The following is a 24,634-nucleotide window of genomic DNA, read 5'->3' on the forward strand; positions in this document are numbered from 1 at the left end:
CCCAACCTAATCGTTATCTCTCATAAACTGTTCAGGAGCTTTCGATATTACTAGCGGTTCATCAGAATACAGCGGCAGGTACATGGTAATCTTTGTGCCTTTTCCGAGCTCCGAGCTCACACTGAATGTGGCCCCAGGTATGGCGTTTAGTCGCTTGCGGATATTCGCAATAGCAATACCTCCCTCCTTCATCTCGCCAGTAGATATTTCATACAGAATATCGTCAGGAATCCCTATACCATCATCTTCTATCGTTACTTTCATATACCCTTGGCCCTCACTTATGTGAAGCCCCACTTTACCAACCCCATCCTTCTCGAACAACCCATGCCTTATCGCATTCTCCACAAAGGGCTGAATACATAACGAAGGGACATCGTAATTCAAAAGATTATTGTCAACAAAGCACTCAAAATCAAACCGATCGCCAAATCGTGCTTTCTCAATTTCTATGTAAGCCCGAATTAGCTCAAGCTCCCGGTATAACGGAACGAACAACGTGGAACGATCCATGTCAAGAATGAAGCGTAAATATTGGCTTAGCATCCCAAGCAAATAGGCCGCTTTTTTTCCGTCGGTATAGCAAAAAGAAATTACACTGCTCAATGCATTGTACAAAAAGTGAGGCTTGATTTGGGCTTGATGAAAGGCATGCTCGTTACGTATCGCCTCTTGAATCGATGTTTTCATCGAAATATGGGTTTGAATTCTTGCAACCAACGTCTCGGCATCGAACGGTTTGGTTACATAATCATTGGCACCAGCTCGGAATCCCATAGAGATATCCTGTGAAGTATCCTTAGCCGTTGTAAATAAAATAGGCAAATCGATAATTGAATATTGGCTCCTCAGCAATTGGCACAGTTCTATTCCAGATATCCCCGGCATCATGACGTCCAGAATAACCAGATCCACCTGCTTGTTTTCGCCTAGCTTTGTCAGAGCTTCTTTGGCAGAAAATGCCGTTAGGACGTTGTAGCGGTTCCGTTCCAGGATAGTATGCAGTACATGAATATTCGAGGCTTCGTCATCGACAACCATAATGGTGTGCCCCTTTTGATTCGTAATATCTAATTGCAGTTGGTCCATTGAATCTCGTTGAGGCTCAGAAGTATAGGCAGCTTCATGATACGCTGGAATCATATCTGCACGCGGCAGCAGGAGCATCATGCAAGTTCCTTGACCGACCTGCGACCTTTCAACCTTTAGCTGTCCTTCCATCTGTTCGACCAGCTTCCGGCTAATATACAAGCCTACCCCCATACCTGTATACTCATCATTCGGCAGCGTTTCATTTAACTGCTCGAAATAGTTGAATATCGCTTCATGCTTGTCTTTAGGAATGCCCACGCCGGTATCTTCTACAAAAATAAATACCGATTCTCCTTCAACATTCGATATTACCTTAATCAAACCTTGATCTGTATGCTTGATAGCATTATGAACAAGATTATAAATAATTTGGCGCAACCGATTCTCATCTGCTCGAACCCATACATCTTGTGAAACAGCATTTTCAAACCGAACCGCCTTACCGAGAAGCTCGAACTGTAAGACATCAAACACAATCTGGACAACAACCCTAACATCAACCACGACTGGGTACAGCCTCAGTTCTCCATGCTTCAACCGGGTCACATCGATCAAATCGTGAATCAACATGGATAGCTTGATAGATGTATCTTTAATAAGCCACAAATTTTGCTTCTGTTTCGTCGTTAAATTGCCATCCGTATCATCAAGTAGGTACGTGGTCATATTCATAATTCCATGCAAAGGCGTTTTGATTTCATGCGATGTATAGGTCAAAAACTCATCCTTAAGCTGGTTCGATATCTTCAATTGATTGGAAAGTGTCTCCGTCTTTTCATAAGCATTCGCAAAACGAACCGCGAGAAACATATTCATGAACACAATAAAAGAAATAACGCCGAGCTTGGCTATTAAATCGGTTGGGACCAGGTTTATCGTAAACAGTACTCCGTCCATCATAAACACAGTCAGGGAAATAATCCCCCCGATAAATAAGAAAATCTCCGTACGATTTACTGGATCCGATTCTTGCCGCCTCAATAGAAGCATCATTCGTCCGATAAGATATATGGATAAAATGCCGATATATAGTAAAAACAAAGGCTTGATCTCGCTGTGCATCCGGTAAGGCAATACTAAAACCGAAACGATATAAACACCTATTGGAAGCAGTAACAATGCAATTTTACGAGATTTCAAGAGCCTTTTATCAAGAGAACAAAAGAAAAGTATAATAACGATCTCGCTCACAAATTCACTCAAATCCAGCAGTTTATAGCTTATATTGAACGGAACATCCGGAAGCAACCGCATGAATAGCTTCTCTCCATACAGCGATTGATGGCACATAAGAATCAACAAATACAGACCGCTTAGAATATAGGTTTTCTCTTTTCTACCGAGAAAATAAAAGCTCAGATGGTAGCTTCCGAACATCCCCAAAATCAGAATAACGGCAAGGTCCGAACCCATTTGTAAGGAGTTTAGCATTGTAATATGTTTGTTCAAGCCCATCTGAATGGAATTCACAATTCCACCATTAACATATACGTAGTTAGCCGTTTGAATTACAATTTCGACTTCATGTGCATTGGTGTGAAAGTAGGTGGTATAAGGGGTATTCCCCGGTTGATGTAGCTGAACGTCTGCAGCAGGCAGACCGCTCCCCCCTACTACTTTGCCATTAATGTACAGCTTATGGGACATCCGGATACTTCTTACTTTCAAGCCTAATATCTCATCCGAATCACGCACAATAACTCTCAGACGGTATGTACCGAAGCCTTGCCTATCCATAGAATTATTTTGTTTGCCTCTCCAGATACCCGGTACGGCTAAATAATTCACTTCTCCATTTAAGAAATCACCAGGTTCCAGCAACTGCTCCGGATAATATTCCCATTGTCCATCCAGTGGGATCCACCCTTCTTTTTCAAAATCCCAGTTTGATAAGTCAAGCACTCCCTGCATCGCCAACGGAGCATTCCGGTTAGGAAAAGCCTGCACATAAATCGCGATGAATAAAGCCATAGAAAACAAGACCATTAAGCCAATGGCCAGAAACCTGCGGTGCTTCACTTGGTTATTATTCAACCCTTTCTGTAGATCATTGCTGAAATTATTTTATCATTAAGCTCTCCCAAAAATCTCACAACCTATTAAAAATAAAACCCCGCCAATTTAGCGGGGCAATTTGTAATATTCAAGTTATTCTATATGTAACTTAGTCTTTCAATCTAATCTTCTTCATGCGGGCTAGGCGGATTTTCACGCAGTTCTTCCACTATTTCGTTCAACTCCGGATCGGTGATACGAATGTCCAGATCGTAAAAAGCAAACGGCTCCTCTTCTAGCCGCAACAATTGATGCAAATACACTCTACTGTCGTTTACCAGCCTGGGCAGATCGATACCAGGACCTTTCTCTTGCCGCGGCTCCAGCTTCTCAAGTGCTGCCGTCAGCAGCTTAATCGCGCCACTGATATTCCCGTTGCGATAATGGTAAAGGCCTACTGCTACCTGCAGCAGGCCTTGGTATAACGGAGCTCTGCCTTCTTCCAGCCAAAGCTCCTCCATTACCTCATGACATTCGAAATAATCGCGTGCGATATTAAAATAATAAACGAATTCCACATACAGCCGTTCATAAGCAGGCATCGATGCGCCCTCCTATTCCTGGTGCCCTTTTTTAGCGCGTCCTATGGCCTCATCAATTTCACCGAGCAGTTCTTTGAAATACCACATGTCCTCGATTTCCCAATTCTCGTTAAAGCGCAGCTGAAATTGAGCGGCCTCCCGCACACGACGGTAGAAATACAGCTCTTGAATCCCGTTCAGCACTCTCGTTACAATATTGGATTTATCTTCGAACATTTGCTGCGACTCCACGATTTCCTCGCGAATGCTGCTCATTTCCTCATCTAGCTGGTATGCCGCTTCTGCCGCCTTGCTGAGCCGTTTGATGACGTCCTCCGGCAAGCTCTCCCGGTACTTATAATTCAAGGAATGCTCAATCGTCGCCCAGAAATTCATAGCCAAGGTGCGGATTTGTACTTCCGCCAATACCCGCTTCATCCCAAGTGCTGTCTGTACCGGATACTCCACAATCATATGGTAGCTTCTATAGCCGCTTGGCTTTTTATTGCGAATATAATCTTTTTCATAAACAAGAGTCATGTCCTCACGTTCGCGGATCAGCTCGGCCAGCCGTTCAATATCCTCTACAAACTGACACATGATGCGAATGCCTGCAATATCTTCGATTCCTGTTTCCAACTGCTCCATCGGTACGTTTAACCGTTTGGCCTTTTCCAGGATGCTTGATATTTTTTTGACACGCCCTGTTACAAATTCTATCGGTGAATATTCATCACGACTTTTTAATTCGCCGCGCAGCGTCTTGAACTTAACTTTTAATTCCTCTACTGTCTGTTCATAAGGCAATAAAAATTTTTTCCAGTCGCGTCCATCCATCCGTGTTCCTCCATTCCAACTAGCGTCTGTGAGCCGACCCAACCGCTTCCGAAATGTGTTTAAAACCGTCTTTTCGAAGCAGCGTCCGGAGGCCTTCATTCAATTGTCTGATTAAACCTGGCCCTTCGTATATTAACGCCGTATACACTTCCACTAAACTGGCCCCTGCACAAATTTTTGCATAAGCGTCTTCCGCCGTGAAGATACCGCCGGATCCGATAATCGGTAGCTTTCCTTCCGTTGCCGCATAGATGGTGTGAATAAGCTTAGTAGAGCGCTCCGTCAACGGCTTGCCGCTTAGGCCTCCTGTTTCTCCTTTATTCTTGTGGGTTAACCCCGCTCTTGAAATCGTCGTATTGGAGGCAATGATGCCAGATACGCCGCTGTTCATGATCGTACCCACCATATAAGTAATCTCTTCCTGTTCCAAATCAGGCGCTATTTTAACCAATACCGGTTTCTCGGGACCTCCGTGCTTTTGATGCTGCTGATGCATCTCGTCCCGTACTGCAGCCAGCAACCTGGACAAATCGTCTCCGTGCTGCAAATTTCGCAAGTCCGGCGTATTGGGAGAGCTTATATTAACTACGAAAAAATCGCCATAGGGGTATAAGCCTCTGATGCAAAGGCGATAATCGTCCTCAGCTTGCTCGTTCGGAGTCGCTTTATTTTTGCCGATATTGACGGCAACTGGAATGGATCGCTTACCCGTTTGACGAAGATGCTCCGCCATCGTTTCGATCCCAACATTATTAAATCCCATACGGTTAATCAAGGCAACATCTTCTGGCAATCGAAACAAACGTGGCAGCTCATTGCCCGCTTGGGGCTTTGGCGTGACCGTGCCGACCTCCATGAATCCGAAGCCTATGTTAGAAAAGCCGTGTACTGCCTTAGCGTTCTTATCCAGTCCAGCTGCCAAGCCGATCGGATTGCTAAAGCGAATTCCCCAAAGTGTTGTTGCCAGCTCCGCATATTCCGGAACTCCATACATTCCCTTCAACAGCGCCTTGCCTCCCGGCAGCTTTCCTACCGTATGTAGCCCGTCTATGGTTAAATGGTGCGCCTTCTCCGGATCCATCCGGAACATCACCGGTTTTGCTATTTTCTTATAAAGCATGCCTCTATTCTCCCCTAACCGTTCTCTGTATGTAGCTCTACTTGAACAGTTTATCGTTTTATGCACGAAAAATAAAGAGGACATGCTATTCAAAATGATGTTCTTATACGGGTACATTATGTTAAAATATGCTTAAACTATGAAAAAAGGCAGGGCGGATTCCTATGCAGCGTAAAAAACCGACGTATTTGCAGCAGCGCAAACCGAAAGAAGCGGTAAACAAAAAACTTATCATTTGGACGAGCACTGTTTTTGCCGCCATAGTGATCATTATGATTATACTCTTTATTTTTAATAAGTAAGCGCTTCAATCATTAAAACACTCAAAAAGGAGCTTCCCCCTACCAACGAAGGGGTCGCTCCTTTTTAGTTTAGTCAAGCCACTTATACACTTTGCCCGGATTCGTTTCCACCGTACTCACCGGCAGCTCGAACACCGGCTTTCCTCGCTTCACCTCAGAAGGAAGCAAGCCCTTGCCAATCGTCACAGGCGTCCCCATCGGAACCATGTCAAACAGCTCCTCAACATCCTCTTTCAGCATCCTTATACAGCCAAGAGACTGATCCTTCTCGATGCTGGACGGTTTATTCGTACCGTGAATCGCATATTGGGTATCCGATAACTGCATGCCTCTGCTTCCGAATTCTCCGTTGGACTTGCCGTTCGGATTACGAACCTTCTCCGATATCTCGAACGTGCCTTCCGGGGTGCGGTCAGCCCCCAGTCCAACCGGATAGCTTCTTACGATAAGCTGTCCGCTAACGAGTGCGAGTCGATGGCTTGTCTTATCCACCACTATGCGAAGCGGCTCAGTTAAAGGCTTCACCAATCCGCCTGTACCAATAGCAGAAGTGTTCGCAGATGGCTCACTAGAAAGTGAGTCGGTACCGCCTGCTTGTCCCTCTCCCTGACCACCGCCAGCTGAATCTCCCATTCCCGCCTTTTTGCCCTGGTCAAACAGCTGCTCCATGAAAGGGGTCACTCCCGGCAGCATATTATTAGGATAAGGCTGACTTAGATCCTGTATGTTCTCCGGCATCTTGCCATTCTTCTGCTTGTAAGACGTTAACGCGGACCTTAATACCAGCTCCTGCTCACGCTGCTCTGCCCAAGCGCTGAATACCGCCTGGGGTTTACTCGCCTCTGTTGGTTGACAGCTGCAGCTCTCCGCATCATGGTACTGGATTTGCTGGGTTGCTGCATCCTCCTTCCCTTCAACGGAAAGCAGAATTTGCGGAGACTTGGACCACGAGATCCACTTACCATCCTCGGTTGGTCTCCCATAGGCCAAAATAGCATAGCGGTTCACCCTCTCCTTCAACAGCATTTCCTGGAGAGCAGCGGCGGTATTTTCTTTATTTTTGGAGCCGGTCACGTAGTACACCTTTGTTTCTTGAACCTGCTCTTGAGTCATCCCCTCGGGAAGCGCTGCCGCCGTTTTATCCTTCTGCTTATTCAGCTCCGGCGACAATAGAATGCCGAGTACCATTAAGATAGTCAAAGCAGTCCATCGCAACCGCTGCTGCAGCTTCTTTTTTTGCCCAGCTGCTCCCATTGACGTAGTGACTGCTCTGATTCCGGAGATACCGCAATCGTTTGATTCTCGAACGCTTCATAAATTTCCCCTGCTTGTGTATAGCAATACAGAGCTTTCCCCCGCTTGCCCTGAGCGTCATACTCCCGTCCAAGCAAGTACCAAGCCATTTTATTAGTCGGATGCTCACGTACATATTTTTTAAGATATTGCGGATTTTCTAATGGATGATGCTGAAAAAATTGCTGAAGCTGCTCATCATGGTCTTTTGCTTTCATCTCGACCCCTTCTTTCCACCTTCTCCCACTAATATCGGCAAGCGATCCCTTTTTTTAAAGGGGCACACTAAAAACACCCGGCTCCCATTGAGAACCTTACTGGTTTCATCGGGTCACCGGGTGTATGCTTTACTCCTGTTTGTTCGCTTCGGCTTGCTCAGTCAATTTATGAAAACCTTCCAAATAGTCACGGTGCTCCATTACCTTCTCGAACGCCTCAACGACCACTGGATCAAAATGCGTCCCTTTGCAGCGAATAATTTCCTGTACCCCGTCCCAATAGCTTCTCCCCTTAGAGTATGGCCGATCCGTAGTCATGGCATCGAAGGCATCTGCCACAGCTACGATTCTTGCAAAGAATGGGATTTCATCGCCGCTAAGTCCATCCGGATAACCGGAACCATCCATTTTCTCATGATGATATTTGGCTACCTCCGTCGCTTGAAGCATCCTTTCCTCCGGCTCCATCTTGGATAGGATTCTTGCTCCTATCGTCGTATGGGAGATCATGATATGAAACTCTTCGTCATCCAGGCTGTCCGCTTTTAGAAGGATTTTATCAGGAACACCGATTTTTCCGATATCATGCATCAATGCGGCTCTATAGAAATGCTTGCATTCCTCTTCCGGTATTTTCAGCTCTCTGGCAATCCATAGGGAATATAATGCCACTCTAGAGGAATGACCTGCCGTGTAAGGGTCTCGGGAATCCAATGCAAGTACAAGGGAACGAATAACGCTCATCGAGACGAGTTCATCCTTGTCGTGCAAGCTGCTGTTCGCCAACAACGCTGAATAGAGCAAGAAGGAGAGCTCGTTGTTTTTTTGTTCCAATTCAGCAATTTTATCGTGAAGCTGCTGCAAGTCGGACATCGACTTCTCCTCCTGTCTCATGACCATATGAACTGCGATGATAGACTAATTGCTTCAAAAAAACCTATACTGAGAAAGAAACCCCATCGTATTTCTTTCTATCAGTATAGGTCATATCCCCATGAATTTATTTATTCGTCTGCTTCTCTCTTAAAATAACCGTTCTTGTCCCATTATCCCACTGCACATCCATACCGATTTCTTCTGCAAAAAAACGTACAGGAACAAATGTGCGGTCCTGTTTTATATAGGGTGCCGTATCCGTTTCCTTGAGAACGTCCGGCTTTCCTGCTTCAATCTTCTTAATTCCTGTCTTATCGAGATATAACTCGATAGTCACATCGCCTTTCTTCAGTTGAACGATTCGATTATCATCCTGATAACTAACTTTATAACCTAACGCTTCCGTAATTGCGCGTACTGGAATCATGGTTCTATCGTTTACGATCTCAGGCTGAGCATCAAATGCTATGATTTGTGACCCCAACACGACTTTGACCATATCGTCTTTCGGCAATTCCGAAGGCAGTTTATATACGTTTAACTGGCGAATTTTGTTGCCAAACGCATCGGCAATATAGATTGTACCATCCGACGCCACAACAACATCCGTCGGCTTCTGGAATTGGGCAGATCGTTCGATCCCATCGGCTTCTCCAGCTACTAGCTTAGAATCCCCTGCCAACGTAACAACCTTCCCGTTGGACAAGTAGCGGATAGAATAATTCATACTGTCTGCAATAAGGAGACCGCCATCCGCCGTCAACGTAATCCCCATCGGGTAGTTGAACAGAGCTTTCTGAGCATCCCCGTCGGCATATCCGCCTGCTGCATACAGGCTCGTCAGACCATACATTGATTCTGTTCCATCGGCGCTGCCACCGGCAACCGTCGTTACTTTACCTGTACCAAAATCCATGTAGCGAATTTTTTGATTCCCTGAATCACTTATAAACAAATTGCCTTTGGAGTCGATAGCAAGTGCTGTCGGCTCGTTAAACTTGGACTTGGCGATATCGCCATCCACAAAGTCTCCACTCCATAAGACTTGTCCGGGGGTTACCTCAACGGCTCGTTTGGAGGGCGCAGTCAATGTTGTTACTGTGCCGTCAGCTGTAATCTTCCTGATCACATGGTTAAGTGTGTCGGCCACATATAAGGTGCCGTTAGGAGCTACTGCGACATCCTGTGGACTATTAAAGGTCGCTTCCGCACCCTTAGCATCATTACTACCCATTAAGCCGTTACCGGCCAATGTCGTGACTTTGCCAGCCGCGTCTATTTTCCTGATGGCATTATTGCCGGAATCAGCCACATAAATATTACCTGCGGAATCCTGTGCCATTCCTGCCGGTCGTTGAAAAACGGAAGATGCAGCATCTGCATCATAACGTCCCCCGATGGGAAAGCCCTTAACGTCTTTGCCGATCATCATGCCGGCCATGCTGGTCACCTTCGTATTGGAAATACTGCGAAGCAAATGATTTTTCATATCAGACACGAGAAGCGTCCCATCTTTAAGTACCAGCAATCCGTATGGATTACGGAATGTCGCTTGCAGCCTGTTCTCGTCATTATGGCTTCCATCGTCACCGAGACCGGCATACGTGGTAATATTGGTCATGATTTGACCCGTACTGTTTCTTAAACCTTCTTTGTCGATACTGGCCGCCCAAGCGCCTGTACCGCCTCCAAGTAAGCTTACGGCCATGACCGTTGCAGCCAACAGCCTCACTGATTTATTCATATAAATCCCGTTCCCCTTCGTGAAAGCTCTTATTTAACGATTACCTCTACCGGATTGTTCTGCAAATTGACTTCGGACACTACATTCCCGTTTTTATCGACTATTTTGAAATACAGCAGCTTTACCTTCAAATTGTTAATGTCAGTACCGGACAATGTCAAAGGAATGTCGATAAGCAGCATCTCTCCGTCAACGGTTATTAGATTCGCTCCCGAACCCGCTTCATAGTTGGTAGCTGCGTAGATCAGCTCGGATTGATCGTTACTTTTATACTCCTTCAATATCTCCACGCTCTGAGGCAAAGAGCCGAATACAGCGTTCGGATTTTTGGCAATTGTGCCGTCACCGTTATAGCTGAGTCTTTTATCATAGGCAAGGTGCATCTCAGCTGCATATAGAGCTTTGGCATTGACGAAGTTTTTCAATGCAAGTGTAGCTGTAACCGTATTATCGGGATTACGGACCGATTTCAATATAACTCCCATGGAACCATCCGTCGTAATTTTCGGAAGCTGAACCGGATTTGATAGCTTCCCGCTTCGTTCGGTTACCAGGGTCAGCTTATCATATACAGCCGCCTTGTCAGTAACCAAGCTAGTTAAAGGAATCGATACCTCCTGATCTCCTTTACCATCCGCTTCAGCTACTAAACTGCCCTGATTCAACACTTTAACCTTTGTATTGAGAGGCCCCTTCGCCACTACAACTGGCACGTTGGTGATCCAATCCGTCTTAGGACTGATCAATATCGGGGTATCCGAGATGATTACAGGCGGCAATGAAAGCTGGACGCTAGGTATTCCGTTGCGAACGGCTTCCGCTTTGAATCGATAAGTTCCGTCAGCTAGAACGCCCAATGTCATTGTTGCTTCCTCATCACCTTTACCCTCGACGGAACTTACCAAATCGCTACCGTTATATAAGTTTACAATCACTCCAAGAGGAGCTTTCCAACGAATAACAGCAGGATTAAAGGTTGTTACTTCCGCCGTCGGGCTTACTAACACCGGTTGTGCGGGACGACTGCTACCAGATGGCCTTCCACTACTGCTGCTTCCGCCGCTTGTAGACGTACTGCCACCGGTAGTGGTACTGCCTTCATTAGTGCCTGATGCAAGCTGCTGCTTCGCCTTCTCTCTTGCATCATTTTCAAGCTGTTTGTTGGCTGCCTCTAACCGTTCTCTTTCTTTTTGTAGTCGTGCGAGTAAATCTGCTTGCTGCTGCTGCATTTGCGCTATTCGCGCATTTTCTTCAGCGCTTTTACTAGTCTTCTCCTGCTGTAATTTCTTGAGAGCTTCTACTTCAGGATCGATGCCCGCCTTGTTATTTAAAGGAAGTACATGATTCAAGTCTATTTTTTTTGCCGGATCATTGATTTGTTCGTTCAATCGGTTAATAAAATCTTTGCTCAGCTTGCCTGCATCTACCGCTGCTTTTGCTATATTAGAGATTAAAGCATCAAAATTGGCGGAAACCTTATTCAAGTCTTCCAGGCTTGTCAGCTTCAGAATACTGCCATCGGGACTTTCAATACCAGCCTCGAGATCCTTCAATAACTTTTGTATTATTTCCTTATTCTCTTTGTCAATGTCTGCATAGCTCTTAAGGATGGCCTCTAAAACTTTGGGAGAAGCTTGACTGACAATACTATTAATATCTACATAGCCGACCTGGGTCCGAAGGTCTTGAGCTTGATCCCTGTCGTTCAAGCTAATTTGCTGTGAAGGGTATACATTGACGCCCTGCGTACTTTGGGAACCGTCTGCCTGCGGTACATTAGTGGTAGAATTCACAACCCCGGCAGCAACTACCATCGAGGTACGGCCCGTCAGTGGATCTACTGTAGTCAAGAATTGGGTACCCCGTACGCCCATTACAGCGGTTGGCGTCTCAATCTCATATTCATCCTCGGAGCTGACCAAGCTTTTTACCTTAGCCCATGCCGACCCTGCCCACATTTTGAATTTGGAAGTTTTTCCGTCATTGGAATCCAACAATTCCGTAATGGAAATCTCCGTATTATCTCCAATAGTAATTTCATCATTCCGATCGGCGATTTTTAAAGTTAAGGAAGAATTATAGCCAGTTATTATGAAATCCCCCTGATTCAGGGTCATTTCTTTGTATGCGGTAAACGATTTCGAGCCTCCGGCTTTACGCACGCTGACGTCACCAGTCAGTTCCGTTACAATGGCCGCACGAGACGATTTCGCTTGTACGGACGGAACCATCCACACGGAAGACAGCATAGAAAGCACCATGCAAAATACAACAAAAACCGCGAAAAATGAAGTGCCGTTATGTACCTTTAGCCTTAATTTATTACTCACAGTCAATCTCCTCTCAACTAACGGTCGTTCTATGAAACTACGATTACCTTGCTTCATTGTACTCTATTAATTGTAATTTGGCAGGCAGCAAATGGCAATGCAAAAAATGGCGTTTTATGACACCTGATGCGCTTCTTTTTCCTCGGATGGGGCTATTTTCCATTGAATGACTTCATATAGCTTTAAAGGCATGCTTTTTCCTTTCATCAGCTTCTCTCCGGCAAATTGATACTCGAAATACGACTTGGTCAGCTCGTACGTCGATTCCGATACGAGAATTTGATTTGGGCTTGTGTTCGACTCTATTCTAGCAGCCGTATTGACATTGTCTCCAATAGCTGTGTAGTCCACTCGCAGGTAGGAACCGATATTCCCAACGACTACATCGCCTGTATTGATCCCGATACCTACGCTAATGGTAACGCCATATTTCTCCAATACTTCCGCACGAATCTTTTCCATCCCTTTTTGAATCTCATAGGCCGTCTTTACAGCATAATAAGGGTGGTGCGGTACATCCAATGGAGCGTTGTATAATATCATAGCCGCGTCTCCGATAAATTTATCGATTGTGCCGTGATTCTCCAGAGCCCGCTCTGTGATCAAGTTAAACATCATGTTCAGAAAGTCAACGACCTCCTCCGGCTTCAGCTTCTCCGAGAGAGGGGTAAACCCTCGCACATCCAAAAACATTATCGTAAGCTCCTTGCTGATACCACCCAATTGAATTTCCGAATCGCTTTTCGCAATTTCTTTGACCAAGTCAGGCGAGATATAGCGTCCGAACTGCTTGGTGATATAATTTTTTTGCTTGGTCTCAAAATACGTCTTCATCGCAATGTTCGCTAAATAGGAGATAAGTCCGCTGACCACTGCCCCGATCGTATCGATATAAAAATCGCTATATGCAAATGTCATGTACTGTCCGATAATTAAAAGAATCGAAACTACAAAAATGACGACTACGGCTGTAATCGGTTTTAATCTCCATGTAAGGAACCCGTATAAAAGGATCATCAGCGCAGCCAACGCAACCGTAACAGCCCCATTGGCAGGCTGAATCCATTGCTGCTTCAATATTTGATTCAAAATGTTCGCATGGGCGTACACTAGATGCATGTGCTCTTCGACAGGCGTGCTGCCTTCATCTGAACCTGGCGCAGTGTAGCCGATCAGAACGAGACGATCTTTGAACGTATCCTGGGGGATTGTTCCGCTCAATACACGAGAAACAGGAATCGTTTCAAAATCAAGCTCATTTACGTCCCATTTGATATACATCTCCGATTTGGGCCGGTTCTGTAAGGAAGGGGCATTCAAGTACTTACTTACGTCAACACCCGCCAGTTGCGCCATAGCCAAGCCCATTGAGGGAAAGACGCCTTCGGGGGTATTGATCTGCAGCCAATTGGTACGAATTACGCCCTTATCGAAAACTGCATTGATATGGGCTTTATTTGCATACTGGCTAAATAAAGGGATAGGCTGTTCCACCTTACGAGCTGTAATCCATTCGCCTTCTTTAAGCTTCATCGTACGGTCAAAATCACTCTCTACATCCGCATGGGATGGAAGAACGATATTTTTATATTTGGACAACGCTTCAGCAAATCTTTTGTCGCTCTCAGGATTGTTGCTCTCGGTGTAAAATTCAACATCAAAGCCGATAACCTTAGCTCCAGCTTTTTCTAACCGTTCCACAAGCTCCGCATAAACCTTTCGATCCCAAGGATAAGGACCTACCGATTTAATAGATTCGGTATCAATACCCACGACAACGATATCTTCATGCGGCTGCCCGGACATAGTCTGCTTTAAATTGAAATCGAACGCTTGGTTAGACAGCACTTTCCAAACACCTATAGTAAGAAAAATACAACAAATAAGTACGACAATGGTATTGCCTATCGCAATGACCGCAGATTTACTGACAGCTTTTTTCATTCGTGCCCCTCCAGCCTAAGATTCGTACCTATATTATCACAATTTTTTCCTACTAGCTTAAATTTTATATAAAGAAACATGCAAAAAGACCTATTATTAGGAGTAAATACCTAATAACAGGTCTCTCATTCGATCTTGCTATACAATCAACTGTAAATTAGTTGAACGGGCTGTCAGCAACTTTGATGGAGTCTGTAGGACAGCCATCTTGTGCATCTTGCAGATCATCGTACAGATCTTCAGGAATTTCGGTTACGCCTTTGTTACCGTCTCCGTCAAAAATAACTTCTGCCAAACCTTCATCGTCGTAGTCATAAATGTCAGGAGCTGTGGCGCCACAGGCACCACATGCGATACAGGTATCTTTTTCAACCCAAGTGTATTTTGCCATTTTAAAATTCCTCCCTATATTGAAAACCCTATTGTTTTTGTAGCCTTTACCACAAATATAATATAAAACGCATGAAAGTTCAAATATAAAGTCTACCAACCGCCTCAACAGTCGCTATTCTTTATATGTACAAGTATAAATTCGGCAATAGATGCGATATCTTCCGGATCAAAAAACGGAATGTTACCGGAGATATGTTCCTTGAGTTCCTTCGGGGCAACAACTGCAACAGGCGGCTTCGGCAAGTGATGGATAATATCCGCTTGCTCCGAATAACGGAATAAGGCAATTTGGTCGTGCCTTTCTTTCTTGAAGCCCTCCACAAGAATTAGGTCGAGCTTATTGGACTGCAAGGCATCTACCATTTGCTTGAGCGACTTGGACTCTCTGCGGAACACAACATACGACTCGGGGGAAACAACAACAGTCGCAGCGGCTCCCGCCTCAATGTACAGTGATGAATCCGAGCCAACCGCTTCTTTATAGTGCCCATGGGCATCGTGTTTAATCACGCCTGCACGAATTCCCTGCTCATGATAATACCCTACAAGCCTCGAAATTAGAGTTGTTTTTCCGCTGTCGGAAAAGCCTGCAAATCCAATGAAACCCGTCATTCTATTCTTCCTCCAAAGGGTGCCGCTTCAAATGATCCATCTGCAGCGAAGTCCCCCGCGTCTTATGATTGCGAATTAAGGTGGAAGGGTCATCCCCCAACATCCCCGCTGTTAATATGGCATGCTCACCAAATTTATCTCGCAGCGCATCCATAGCCTTATTTAACTTTTCCTTCACAGGCTGCTTTTGATAATCGAACAAATCCAGTTGAACCGGAACTTCCGTCTTATCAAGCAGATTTTGTAAAGTAATTCCGAGCAGCCGTACTGGTTTCCCGGCAAGCCAGTGATCCTCGAAAAGCTTACAAGCCATCTCATAAATATCCTCGCGGTTTTCCGTCGGATTGTTTAATTTGGATGCTCTTGTAATGGTCTTCATATCGGGATCGCGAATCGTAATCTGCACGGTTTGCGTAAGCAGCTTCTGTCTTCGCAGACGTCTGCCGACCTGATCGGCCAAATTAAGAAATACACGATGGATATCGGAACGCTCGGTATAATTGTTCGGCAGCGTCGTCGTATGCCCTATCGATTTGCTTTGGTCCTGCTCGGGTTGAACGGGAGAATCATCCTCACCGTTAGCCGATCGTTTCAAATGTGCTCCCAGCACGCCGAACTGCTCTGAAAGCAGCTTATCGCTGGCTTCAGCTAGCTGGCCCAGCGAGTGGATGTTCAGCCGCTTCAGCTTATCAGCGGTTTTTCCGCCGATGCCATACAAGTAGGCACAGGGCTTCTCCCAAAGAACATGAGGAACATCCCGCTTCCGCAATACCGATATGCCGTTGGGCTTTTTCATATCCGAAGCCATTTTCGCCAGTAATTTATTCGGCGCTACGCCTACCGAACACGGGAGATGAAGCTCGTCACGAATACGCCGCTGAATCCGTTCCGCTATTTCTAACGGAGTCCCGAACTGCTTGGAGCCCGTAATATCAATATAGCATTCGTCTATGGACATGGCTTCAACCAACGGTGAATATTCGTAAGCGATCTTCATGAACCGTCTAGAAAACTGCCGGTATAAATCAAAATCCGGGCGAATGAGAATCAACTCTGGACACATTTTTTGTGCCTGGCCGACCAACATGCCCGTCTTGATTCCTTTTGCCCTTGCAGCATAGGAGCAGGTGACGATAATGCCTTTGCGCAGCTCCACGCTCCCAGCTACTGCCGTAGGCTTACCTTGATACTGCTCAGGGTCCACAGCTTCGTGAACAGAGCAGTAAAATGCGTTCATATCGATATGAAGAATAACTCTCCCATTTACAGGATATGCCGCATTATTTAGGTTGCTCATATTCGGCGCGAACCGTTGTGTAAATGCCGCCGCGCACGCTGAACTTACCGATGACTTGAAGCTTCCGCGGTTGAGCGAATTCCACAAAATCTTTCAGTATTCGATTGGTAACATCTTCATGAAAATGCCCTTCGTTACGGAAGCTCATCAAATACAACTTCAATGATTTCAACTCAATGATGTATGGGCCTGGAATATATTTGAACGTAATCGTCGCAAAATCAGGCTGGCCCGTTACCGGACATAATGCCGTAAACTCCGGACATTCGATCTCCACTTCATAGTCGCGATCCGGGTGCGGATTCGGTATTGGCTGTAATGTTTTGTCTGACATGTTAGTACACCCCCATAATAAAATTAACCGTTCAAAACAGGTTTGAACCGCATAGACACAGCATACAATTCCACGTATAAGAGGTCAAGCCAGACATTCCGTCTATTTTGTGAAAATAATATCCTTATACGGAAATCTTGTGATATAATATTACAATTATGTTTTCAGAAAGTTCAGTATGATCAGGAGGACAATCCATGGCTAATCCCGTAAAAATTTTCGACACTACATTAAGAGACGGCACCCAAGGTGAAGGCATAAGCTTATCTGTCGAGGACAAAATGAAAATTGCCCGCAAGCTGGATTCTCTTGGCGTTCATTATATCGAAGGCGGCTGGCCAGGCAGTAACAACAAAGATATTGAATTTTTCAACCGTGTTAAGGAATTGGATTTGAAAAATGCCAAAGTTACTGCTTTCGGAAGCACGCGCCGTAAAGATACGCTGCCGGAGAACGATTTGAACCTGAACCGGATATTAGAGGTTGGAGTGCCGGTTGCTACGATTTTCGGAAAATCGTGGGATTTTCATGTTCATCAGGCGATCCAGACTACCTTAGAAGAGAACTTGGCTATGATATATGATTCCGTCAAATATTTAAAGAGTAAAGGTCTGGAAGTCATCTATGACGCGGAGCATTTCTTTGATGGATACAAGAATAACTCAGAGTATGCACTGCAAACGATTAAAAAAGCGGAAGAAGCCGGAGTGGACTGGATTGTACTGTGTGATACAAACGGCGGGTCTCTGCCTCATGAGATTACAGAAATTGTGACCGTTGTCACACAAACGGTTTCCTGTCCTGTAGGAATTCATGCTCATAATGACTGTGAGCTTGGTGTTGCCAACAGCTTGGCAGCCGTTATGGCAGGTGCTACTCAAGTACAAGGTACCATTAATGGCTTCGGAGAAAGATGCGGTAATGCCAATCTGGTGTCCATCATTCCCAATCTGCAGCTCAAGATGAACTACCAATGCATCAGCAGCGAGCAGCTTGCAAGTCTTAGTACTGTAGCACGCTATGTAAGCGAAATTGCTAACATGCATTTACCGATTAATCAAGCCTATGTGGGATCAGCTGCATTTGCTCACAAAGGTGGTATCCACGTTTCGGCGATACTGCGCAATTCCAGCACTTATGAGCATATTGCTCCTGAGCTAGTAGGCAACAAGCAGCGTGTACTTGTATCGGAACTGGCAGGTCAGAGCAACCTTGTATTTAAGGCACAGGAGCTTGGACTTGACTTTGATACCAATAACCAGCAAACCAAACAATTGATTGAGCAAATCAAAGATATGGAGCATCAAGGCTTTCAGTTCGAAGGGGCAGATGCCACGTTAGAGCTGCTTATTCGTAACGCTTACGGTAAGATCGAGGAAGCATTTGCGCTTGAATCGTTCAAAATTATGGTTGTCAAAACAGCTAACCAACCGGTTGTAACCGAAGCTATCGTCAAGCTTAAGATCAATGGGGAAACCGTATATAACGCTGCAGAAGGCAATGGTCCTTTGAACGCTCTGGACAATGCACTTCGCAAGTGCTTGCTTCAATACTACCCTGTCCTGCAAAATGTACATTTAAGTGATTATAAGGTACGCGTGTTGGATGAAAAGGACACTACGGCAGCGAAGGTTCGCGTTCTTATCGAATCCACTGACTTCTCTAATTCCTGGAGCACGGTCGGAGTTTCCGATAATGTCATCGAGGCTAGTTGGGACGCTCTTATAGATAGCATTCGTTATGCTCTTATTGGAAAAATAGCTATTGCGCATTCTGAGGACCTCAAAGAACGCGTTGGCATTGTGAATCATTAATAAATAACTATTGAAAAAACTGCCGTTAGCGCCAGAGTATCGACCCCACCAGCGCTAACGGCAGTTTTTTAACTTTGTATCAAAGACTGAATCCTCTGCTCCAACTGATCCGGAGGAAGTACGTGAATAACTTCTCGGAGCGTCCCCTGACGATCGATTAGGAAGCTTGTCGGCACGAACAATAACCGATACATCTCCGCCGCTTTTCCCTCCGTATCCAGCAGCACAGGAAAAGTAAAATCATGCTGCTTGACGAAGTTTTTCACATCCACCATACGATCTTCTCTCGTTACATTTACTGCATACAGATCGAAGCGATCCTTATACTTCTCATAAACCCTTCTTAAATCCGATGCTTCTTCCTTGCAAGGGCCACACCAGGATGCCCAGAAATTTATCATTAAGGGCTTGTTTCTCAGCCCCCCTACTTGATATGTTGTTCCATCCAATCCCTGGAGTGTAAACGAAGGTACAGGCTTGTTATATTTGATCTCTTGGGGCGCCATCGCCGCAGAGCTTGCTTCCGCTTCCTTCTTCGTCATCATCATTTGGTAAGCCGCTAATATCACTAAGCACAAAGCAATGCAGACAGCTGGAACATTTCGTTTCATCGTAATACTCCTTTTTAGGTCAATAAGGATCCTTTACATCCCTTATAGTGTACCCAATAAGTTGGTTTTTTAGTTCGTTCCTGCCATGGAAAATGAATAGAGAATGGCACTCCAGAAGGAAGGGTACATTAGGATTACGTTAAAAAAGCAGCTGATGAGGAGAATTTCTACAGATGCAAAAGACCAAATCCAGAAAGTTGTTGAATATTACATTCGAAAGTGATATCAATACGGATACAGCTGAACCATCCGACAGTAAGTCCGGCAACAAGAAAGCTGGGGGCTCCAAAGGCTCGATATGGGAGTTTATCGCTATTGCTTCCGTCCCGCTTGTCCTTGTATTGGGCAATTCGATGCTGGTTCCGATTTTGCCGCAAATGCAAGAGCAGCTTGGAATTAGCAAATTCCAAAGCAGTCTGGTCATCACCTTGTTTTCCGTCACCGCAGGGATCGTCATTCCGATCTCAGGCTATTTGTCTGACCGTTTTTCACGAAAAGGCATTCTGATTCCTTCCTTAATTATATATGGCGCTGCAGGGGTCCTGGCGGGCTTTGGCGCTGTATGGAAATCGTATACGATAGTGATCATCGCGAGAGCGATCCAAGGCTTAGGCGCTGCAGGGACAGCTTCCATTGCTATGGCATTGGCGGGAGATCTATATAAAGGCGCTACCGAAAGCAAGGTGCTCGGACTTACGGAAGCTTCCAATGGAACAGGCAAAGTAGTCAGCCCTATTATCGGCTCTCTGTTAGCTCTAATCGTATGGTATGCTTCATTTTTTGCCTTTCCGGTATTTTGTTTGTTATCGCTTCTGGCTGTTATATTCTTCTTGAAGGAACCCAAAAAAGAGCAGCCTGCTCCAAAGCTGAAGCCGTATCTGCACAAAATCGGAACTATCCTTAAAGAAAAAGGGCGCTGGCTCATCACGGCATTTTTCTCCGGATCCCTAGCCTTGTTCATTTTATTCGGTGTCTTATTTTATTTGTCAGATATATTGGAAGATGAGCCGTACAATATAAAAGGTGTCATGAAAGGACTCGTTTTGGCGATTCCGCTCTTAGGCATGGTCGTTACCTCTTATACCACAGGCGCTAACATCAAGAAAAACGGAACCTTGATGAGATGGCTCATGAACATCGGAATGGCCTTAATGACGATTTCTTTAGGAGTTTGTATTTTTTTCATCGAGAAAAATATTTATTTTCTAATAGGCCTGCTCACCATAAGCAGTATCGGAACAGGACTGCTGCTCCCCTGCCTAAACACGATGATCACGGGTTCCGTTCAAAAACAGGAGCGCGGCATGATCACTTCCATATATAACAGCTTAAGATTTCTGGGAGTGGCGTTCGGTCCACCATTATTCAGCTGGATGATGGATATATCTCACCAAACGGTGTTCATATCTGTCACAGCGCTGTCGCTCATTACTCTAGGACTTGTGTTTTTCCTAATAAAGCCGCAGGGTACCATCGGTTGATGCGAAGCCTGTAAGAAAGCTATAATGACATCATCCTAATATAAAGGAGGATGTCATTGTCTTTTTCTGTCACACTTCTTCGCTCCGTTAAGCAAGCCGCGCTGAATCATTGTATTAAGCAATACCCTTTTGAGGCTTGCGGTTTCATGCTTGGTGCCCTGATAAATGATCGAGTACAAGTTAATGCTTTTGTTCCAATTGGCAATGTCGCAAAAGATCCATTACATTATTTTTCAATGGACCCTGCCTCGATAATGCCTTATCTATTTCCTAAAGGCAGCAAAGAACCGACTATTGTAGGCATTGTGCATTCTCATCCAGATAGCCCGGCAATTCCTTCAAATGAAGATTTACAGACAGCATGGCTTCACATTCCGACTCATTGGATCGTATCCCTGCTTGATCCCCATACTCCCATTATTCATGCCTATCGCTATGAGACTGCCAAGCAAGCTGGCGTACATTTTCATTCCGTCCCCTGGTCGGTTATTGTAGACTAAAAATAAAACCTTCCGCCACGTACTGTGCTGGTATTATCCCCTTCAAGTAGACACTCAAAAAAACCTTCATGTTATCATGGAGGCTCGAGTGCCACTTGGAGGGGATTTTTTTATGGCTAAAAAAGGACAAACATTTCAAACGTATACAGAAGAATTCAAATTAAAGGCGGTTAGAGCGTATGTAGAGGGTTCTGCGAGTTACAAGGTGGTAGCTCAGCGAGAAGGGATCCGTAACTGTTCTCAACTGAAGGTGTGGGTGAGGAAATGGCAAAACGGAGAGTCGTTCGATGTGCGTAAAAGTGAGCCAAATCCAATGAAAGGGCGGCCACGCACGTCCTTCCAAAGCATTGAGGAAGAACGAGATTACCTGAAGGCGCAGGTGGATTACTTAAAAAAGCGGTATCCAAATCTAGTAAAGGAGAAGCGCCAACCCAACGAATGAATTATGAAATCATGGAGGAGCTGCGCCACCAGCACGGCATTACAGTCCTGTTAGCTATTGCGGGAATACCACGGGCCAGTTATTACAAATGGAGAGCCACACAGCCTCAGCGAAAGGCAAGTCAAGAAAAGGATCATGAGATCAAGGAACACATGATGGCCATCCATTTTGCACATCCCTACTATGGCTACCCTCGGATGACGACCGTCTTGTGGGAGGCTGGCTACAAAGTAAATCACAAGAAAGTATGCCGGATCATGAAAGAATTATCGATCCAGTCGGTCATACGTAGGAAGCGGAAACAGTCCAACTACACGCCTTCTGTTGTGTATCCAAATCGTTTAAAGCGACAATTCCATGCTACGGCACCGCAGCAAAAAATGGTCACGGATATTACCTATATTTCCGATGGAACGAATTTCCATTACTTATCTGTTATTCAAGATCTTTTCAACAACGAGATTGTCGCTTGGCAATTGTCTGAACGTAACGATCTCCAGCTTGTGCTGGATACGATTACGCAGTGGACAAGAAAAAGAGACGTCTCAGAGGCCGTGCTCCATTCGGACCAGGGCTTCCAATACACGTCTCAGGCGTACAACACACGATTAGAGGCATTCGGCGTTAAAGGCAGCCACTCTCGCAAAGCAACCTGCCTGGATAACGCGTGCATCGAATCCTTCTTTTCGCATCTCAAAACAGAGAAGTTGTACCTCAACCAGTTTAATTCAGGAGCGGCAATTCGGCAAGCCGTGGAAGAATATATTTACGAGTACAACTACCACCGTTTTCAAGCCAAATTAAAACAACGTGCACCGATAGAGTACCGGTGCGCGTTGGCAGCTTAGCTTTTTTCATCTGTCTACTTGACAGGGGTATGACCATGCAGAAGGTTTTTAATGATGATGGCTAAGCTGAGCATACAAGTCGCCTAGATTGTAAATGCCTTTTGAATGAATTTCTTTGATCAGCATCCCCCATAGGTGTGCTGTCATCTTGGCATCTTCCAGAGCATGGTGTCGATTGGTTACTTCAATGCCATACATATCCAAAAGCGTATCCAGATCGTGCTGCTTTAACCTAGGATGCAGCCATTTGGCAAGCAGCATTGTATCCAGCATGCGATGGGATAGATTAACCTTCGAAGTTTTCCATAAGGCCGCATTTAAAAATTGTTTATCATGTCCCGTTCCATGGGCAACTAAAAGCTTTTGCTCTACAAACTCCAAAAAGGCGCGAAGTCCCCCTATCAAATCCTGAGCTTTACTTGCCATTTCATTAGATATCCCTGTCAAATCAACAACATGATCAGGGATTGAACGCTTCGGATTAACAACTTTATAGAAGGTTTGATTCTCTATAACGGACACTCCCGTTACAGCTACAGCTCCGAACGAAATAATCTCATCCCCGTTATACGGCGAAAAACCGGTCGTTTCCAAGTCGAAAACAACCAGTTCCACCGAATCCAGAGCAATATCGTATAAAGAATTTTTACGCTGCTCCTTCATAATGGATCGAATGAAAGCCATCTGCTGGGCACTCTGCGCATCAAACATGGATGTAATCGCAGGTGTTATTCCACCCATTTTATATAGATGCCACATTCTCCCGGCAGGTCTCATGTCTTTCATGTTTATACCACCTCAGAGTTTTCGTAAGAAAACTAGCTTCGTAAGCATTCACTTTGAGTTTTCTGAAAGAAAACTAACTTCGTAAGGGCTCTAACCTTGCTCTATCTCTTTATGCACGGTTTTTTTCACATATTTTTGCAAATCGTTCCCGATTCGCAAGCAAAGCTTCAATTCACTCGTCCGTTCTTTTGTTAGACGATCAGCCGGAAGCTTTCCTCTGGTTGTATAGTGTCCATCCTCCATTTGAAAAGGGGTAAGAGAACGTAACTTCAAAGCGATGGACAAAGCTTCCAGCCAATCATGGGCAATCTCTTCTTCCACAACTCCCGCTTCCAGCAAGGCTGCAATTCGTCCTTCCGTTGAAGTCGCTTTAATTCCTGCTTCGATCCCCAACAGACGGATTCCATTTACGATAGGTATATAAGCGCCGTATTTTATATCCACTCCCCCGGCTTCTTCTCCATATCTCTCTTTAATTAGTTGGCCAAACACGCCAAGCGATATTTTGTGGTGCAGCGTATTATGAAGCAAATGCTCCAAAATGACAGGATTATCATCGATATAAGACGTTAATTCCTGCATAAGTCGAGCCACCAATGTAGAATCTCCATGTACCGCACGCATATCCGCCATAATCAACAAGTAACGCATATGCTCCCAATTCGGGGCTTGAAGCCATTCATGAAGCATGGAACGATACTCGCTCCAGGGCTTACGCCATCTGTCATTCGTGCATATAACGCCACCTGAGCATAACGGGTAACCAAGCTGTTGCAGCATTTCACTAATTCGTGCTGATAGGATGATAAAGTAAGAGTCTGCTTTCGCTCTTGTTTCATGTTCCACGGAGTCCTCATAGATTAAACCATTGTCCTGATCGCTCCAAAGCGTCTGCTCCCCCCGGCCTCCGCTGCCAAAGAGACAAAGGGCATAGGGAACTGGAGCCGAAGCTCCGCCCTCCTGCTTCAACGCTTCCTCCGCCAAACGAGCCACCCTTGAAATCAACTGGTCATGAACCTGATTTAATTCACGATTCCAATCCAGGGAATGGGAATGAAGGAGACGCCTCTGGAACTCCTCATGCAATTGATCCCGCAATTGACGTAGCTGTTGAATACAGTCTGCCGATTGAATTTTCGATCGAATCTTTTCTAATGAGCGCAGTTCCATGCAGCATCTCCTTC

The 24,634-nt window shown here is 45.2% G+C and carries 23 protein-coding genes; 6 read left to right on the plus strand and 17 right to left on the minus strand.

Annotation, left to right across the window (positions count from 1 at the left end; genetic code table 11):
• Positions 1 to 6: 6 nt before the first annotated feature.
• The 4 genes from QMA13_RS26490 to QMA13_RS26505 all read right to left on the minus strand — a co-directional run bounded on the left by QMA13_RS26490 (position 7) and on the right by QMA13_RS26505 (position 5,625).
• Positions 7 to 3,126: an ATP-binding protein gene (locus tag QMA13_RS26490; protein ID WP_349254174.1), complete on the minus strand. Its 3,120-nt coding sequence runs from the start codon at positions 3,124 to 3,126 to the stop codon at positions 7 to 9.
• A gap of 143 nt (positions 3,127 to 3,269) precedes the next feature.
• On the minus strand, positions 3,270 to 3,689 hold the full coding sequence (locus QMA13_RS26495) for a DUF309 domain-containing protein (protein WP_282936694.1): 420 nt from the start codon (positions 3,687 to 3,689) through the stop codon (positions 3,270 to 3,272).
• Positions 3,690 to 3,701: 12 nt separating this feature from the next.
• A complete protein-coding gene (gene yjbM, locus QMA13_RS26500; RefSeq protein WP_028547844.1) occupies positions 3,702 to 4,505 on the minus strand; it encodes a GTP diphosphokinase in 804 nt (267 codons plus the stop codon).
• Between the two features lie 19 nt (positions 4,506 to 4,524).
• A complete protein-coding gene (locus QMA13_RS26505; protein WP_282936695.1) occupies positions 4,525 to 5,625 on the minus strand; it encodes a quinone-dependent dihydroorotate dehydrogenase in 1,101 nt (366 codons plus the stop codon).
• 164 nt (positions 5,626 to 5,789) lie between these two features.
• Here QMA13_RS26505 and QMA13_RS26510 point away from each other — a divergent pair, with 164 nt between their 5' ends.
• Positions 5,790 to 5,927, plus strand: coding sequence for a hypothetical protein (locus tag QMA13_RS26510; RefSeq protein WP_282936696.1), 138 nt, complete (start codon positions 5,790 to 5,792; stop codon positions 5,925 to 5,927).
• A 69-nt stretch (positions 5,928 to 5,996) separates the two neighbouring features.
• Here QMA13_RS26510 and QMA13_RS26515 read toward each other — a convergent pair whose 3' ends face one another.
• From QMA13_RS26515 to queF, 10 genes are all read right to left on the minus strand, one after another.
• The gene (locus QMA13_RS26515; protein ID WP_282936697.1) at positions 5,997 to 7,127 is read right to left on the minus strand and encodes a L,D-transpeptidase; all 1,131 of its coding nucleotides are present in this window, start codon (positions 7,125 to 7,127) and stop codon (positions 5,997 to 5,999) included.
• The gene (locus QMA13_RS26520; RefSeq protein WP_282936698.1) at positions 7,124 to 7,438 is read right to left on the minus strand and encodes a tetratricopeptide repeat protein; all 315 of its coding nucleotides are present in this window, start codon (positions 7,436 to 7,438) and stop codon (positions 7,124 to 7,126) included. The genes QMA13_RS26515 and QMA13_RS26520 overlap by 4 nt, the downstream gene beginning before the upstream one ends.
• Before the next feature lie 129 nt (positions 7,439 to 7,567).
• Positions 7,568 to 8,311, minus strand: coding sequence for an HD-GYP domain-containing protein (locus QMA13_RS26525; RefSeq protein WP_282936699.1), 744 nt, complete (start codon positions 8,309 to 8,311; stop codon positions 7,568 to 7,570).
• A gap of 127 nt (positions 8,312 to 8,438) precedes the next feature.
• Positions 8,439 to 10,058 (minus strand): stalk domain-containing protein, encoded by a 1,620-nt coding sequence (locus tag QMA13_RS26530; RefSeq protein ID WP_282936700.1) that lies wholly within the window; start codon positions 10,056 to 10,058, stop codon positions 8,439 to 8,441.
• A gap of 29 nt (positions 10,059 to 10,087) precedes the next feature.
• Complete coding sequence (locus QMA13_RS26535; protein WP_282936701.1) at positions 10,088 to 12,388, minus strand: FecR domain-containing protein; 2,301 nt, start codon at positions 12,386 to 12,388, stop codon at positions 10,088 to 10,090.
• 114 nt (positions 12,389 to 12,502) lie between these two features.
• Positions 12,503 to 14,332, minus strand: coding sequence for a CHASE2 domain-containing protein (locus tag QMA13_RS26540; RefSeq protein WP_282936702.1), 1,830 nt, complete (start codon positions 14,330 to 14,332; stop codon positions 12,503 to 12,505).
• Between the two features lie 157 nt (positions 14,333 to 14,489).
• Entirely contained in the window at positions 14,490 to 14,723 is a 234-nt protein-coding gene (locus tag QMA13_RS26545) for a ferredoxin (RefSeq protein WP_028547849.1), read from the minus strand.
• Positions 14,724 to 14,827: 104 nt separating this feature from the next.
• Positions 14,828 to 15,337 carry a molybdopterin-guanine dinucleotide biosynthesis protein B gene (gene mobB, locus QMA13_RS26550; protein WP_282936703.1) on the minus strand — a complete coding sequence of 170 codons (510 nt, stop codon included), beginning with the start codon at positions 15,335 to 15,337 and terminating at the stop codon, positions 14,828 to 14,830.
• Position 15,338: 1 nt separating this feature from the next.
• A complete protein-coding gene (locus tag QMA13_RS26555; RefSeq protein WP_282936704.1) occupies positions 15,339 to 16,634 on the minus strand; it encodes a DNA polymerase IV in 1,296 nt (431 codons plus the stop codon).
• On the minus strand, positions 16,618 to 16,968 hold the full coding sequence (gene queF / locus QMA13_RS26560; protein ID WP_036745458.1) for a preQ(1) synthase: 351 nt from the start codon (positions 16,966 to 16,968) through the stop codon (positions 16,618 to 16,620). The genes QMA13_RS26555 and queF overlap by 17 nt, the downstream gene beginning before the upstream one ends.
• 197 nt (positions 16,969 to 17,165) lie before the next feature.
• On the opposite strand from queF, the gene cimA reads away from it, so the two are divergent.
• Complete coding sequence (cimA, locus tag QMA13_RS26565) at positions 17,166 to 18,782, plus strand: citramalate synthase (protein ID WP_282936705.1); 1,617 nt, start codon at positions 17,166 to 17,168, stop codon at positions 18,780 to 18,782.
• Positions 18,783 to 18,850: 68 nt separating this feature from the next.
• Here cimA and QMA13_RS26570 read toward each other — a convergent pair whose 3' ends face one another.
• Positions 18,851 to 19,393, minus strand: coding sequence for a peroxiredoxin family protein (locus tag QMA13_RS26570; RefSeq protein ID WP_282936706.1), 543 nt, complete (start codon positions 19,391 to 19,393; stop codon positions 18,851 to 18,853).
• 173 nt (positions 19,394 to 19,566) lie between these two features.
• Here QMA13_RS26570 and QMA13_RS26575 point away from each other — a divergent pair, with 173 nt between their 5' ends.
• The 4 genes from QMA13_RS26575 to QMA13_RS26585 all read left to right on the plus strand — a co-directional run bounded on the left by QMA13_RS26575 (position 19,567) and on the right by QMA13_RS26585 (position 22,664).
• Positions 19,567 to 20,874: an MFS transporter gene (locus tag QMA13_RS26575; RefSeq protein WP_282936707.1), complete on the plus strand. Its 1,308-nt coding sequence runs from the start codon at positions 19,567 to 19,569 to the stop codon at positions 20,872 to 20,874.
• 56 nt (positions 20,875 to 20,930) lie between these two features.
• Complete coding sequence (locus QMA13_RS26580) at positions 20,931 to 21,374, plus strand: M67 family metallopeptidase (RefSeq protein WP_282936708.1); 444 nt, start codon at positions 20,931 to 20,933, stop codon at positions 21,372 to 21,374.
• A gap of 112 nt (positions 21,375 to 21,486) precedes the next feature.
• Positions 21,487 to 21,816, plus strand: coding sequence for a transposase (locus QMA13_RS36720; RefSeq protein WP_282936090.1), 330 nt, complete (start codon positions 21,487 to 21,489; stop codon positions 21,814 to 21,816).
• Complete coding sequence (locus tag QMA13_RS26585; protein ID WP_481858030.1) at positions 21,813 to 22,664, plus strand: IS3 family transposase; 852 nt, start codon at positions 21,813 to 21,815, stop codon at positions 22,662 to 22,664. Before QMA13_RS36720 ends, QMA13_RS26585 begins: the two co-directional genes overlap by 4 nt.
• Before the next feature lie 48 nt (positions 22,665 to 22,712).
• Here the strand turns inward: QMA13_RS26585 and QMA13_RS26590 are convergent, their stop codons facing one another.
• Positions 22,713 to 23,450, minus strand: coding sequence for an exonuclease domain-containing protein (locus QMA13_RS26590; RefSeq protein ID WP_282936709.1), 738 nt, complete (start codon positions 23,448 to 23,450; stop codon positions 22,713 to 22,715).
• 90 nt (positions 23,451 to 23,540) lie between these two features.
• Positions 23,541 to 24,620: a DUF294 nucleotidyltransferase-like domain-containing protein gene (locus tag QMA13_RS26595; RefSeq protein ID WP_282936710.1), complete on the minus strand. Its 1,080-nt coding sequence runs from the start codon at positions 24,618 to 24,620 to the stop codon at positions 23,541 to 23,543.
• Between the last annotated feature and the right edge of the window lie 14 nt (positions 24,621 to 24,634).

This window comes from Paenibacillus sp. RC67, assembly GCF_030020805.1.
Taxonomy (GTDB): domain Bacteria; phylum Bacillota; class Bacilli; order Paenibacillales; family NBRC-103111; genus Paenibacillus_S.

Coding starts and splice junctions, on each gene's coding strand:
- QMA13_RS26525 (WP_282936699.1), bottom strand. CDS start 8,311: ATGTCCGACTTGCAGCAGCTTCACGATAAAATTGCTGAATTGGAACAA.
- QMA13_RS26590 (WP_282936709.1), bottom strand. CDS start 23,450: ATGAAAGACATGAGACCTGCCGGGAGAATGTGGCATCTATATAAAATG.
- yjbM (WP_028547844.1), bottom strand. CDS start 4,505: ATGGATGGACGCGACTGGAAAAAATTTTTATTGCCTTATGAACAGACA.
- QMA13_RS26575 (WP_282936707.1), top strand. CDS start 19,567: ATGCAAAAGACCAAATCCAGAAAGTTGTTGAATATTACATTCGAAAGT.
- queF (WP_036745458.1), bottom strand. CDS start 16,968: ATGTCAGACAAAACATTACAGCCAATACCGAATCCGCACCCGGATCGC.
- QMA13_RS36720 (WP_282936090.1), top strand. CDS start 21,487: ATGGCTAAAAAAGGACAAACATTTCAAACGTATACAGAAGAATTCAAA.
- QMA13_RS26540 (WP_282936702.1), bottom strand. CDS start 14,332: ATGAAAAAAGCTGTCAGTAAATCTGCGGTCATTGCGATAGGCAATACC.
- QMA13_RS26545 (WP_028547849.1), bottom strand. CDS start 14,723: ATGGCAAAATACACTTGGGTTGAAAAAGATACCTGTATCGCATGTGGT.
- QMA13_RS26555 (WP_282936704.1), bottom strand. CDS start 16,634: ATGAGCAACCTAAATAATGCGGCATATCCTGTAAATGGGAGAGTTATT.
- QMA13_RS26510 (WP_282936696.1), top strand. CDS start 5,790: ATGCAGCGTAAAAAACCGACGTATTTGCAGCAGCGCAAACCGAAAGAA.
- QMA13_RS26520 (WP_282936698.1), bottom strand. CDS start 7,438: ATGAAAGCAAAAGACCATGATGAGCAGCTTCAGCAATTTTTTCAGCAT.
- mobB (WP_282936703.1), bottom strand. CDS start 15,337: ATGACGGGTTTCATTGGATTTGCAGGCTTTTCCGACAGCGGAAAAACA.
- QMA13_RS26495 (WP_282936694.1), bottom strand. CDS start 3,689: ATGCCTGCTTATGAACGGCTGTATGTGGAATTCGTTTATTATTTTAAT.
- QMA13_RS26530 (WP_282936700.1), bottom strand. CDS start 10,058: ATGAATAAATCAGTGAGGCTGTTGGCTGCAACGGTCATGGCCGTAAGC.
- QMA13_RS26585 (WP_481858030.1), top strand. CDS start 21,813: ATGAATTATGAAATCATGGAGGAGCTGCGCCACCAGCACGGCATTACA.
- QMA13_RS26505 (WP_282936695.1), bottom strand. CDS start 5,625: ATGCTTTATAAGAAAATAGCAAAACCGGTGATGTTCCGGATGGATCCG.
- QMA13_RS26570 (WP_282936706.1), bottom strand. CDS start 19,393: ATGAAACGAAATGTTCCAGCTGTCTGCATTGCTTTGTGCTTAGTGATA.
- cimA (WP_282936705.1), top strand. CDS start 17,166: ATGGCTAATCCCGTAAAAATTTTCGACACTACATTAAGAGACGGCACC.
- QMA13_RS26595 (WP_282936710.1), bottom strand. CDS start 24,620: ATGGAACTGCGCTCATTAGAAAAGATTCGATCGAAAATTCAATCGGCA.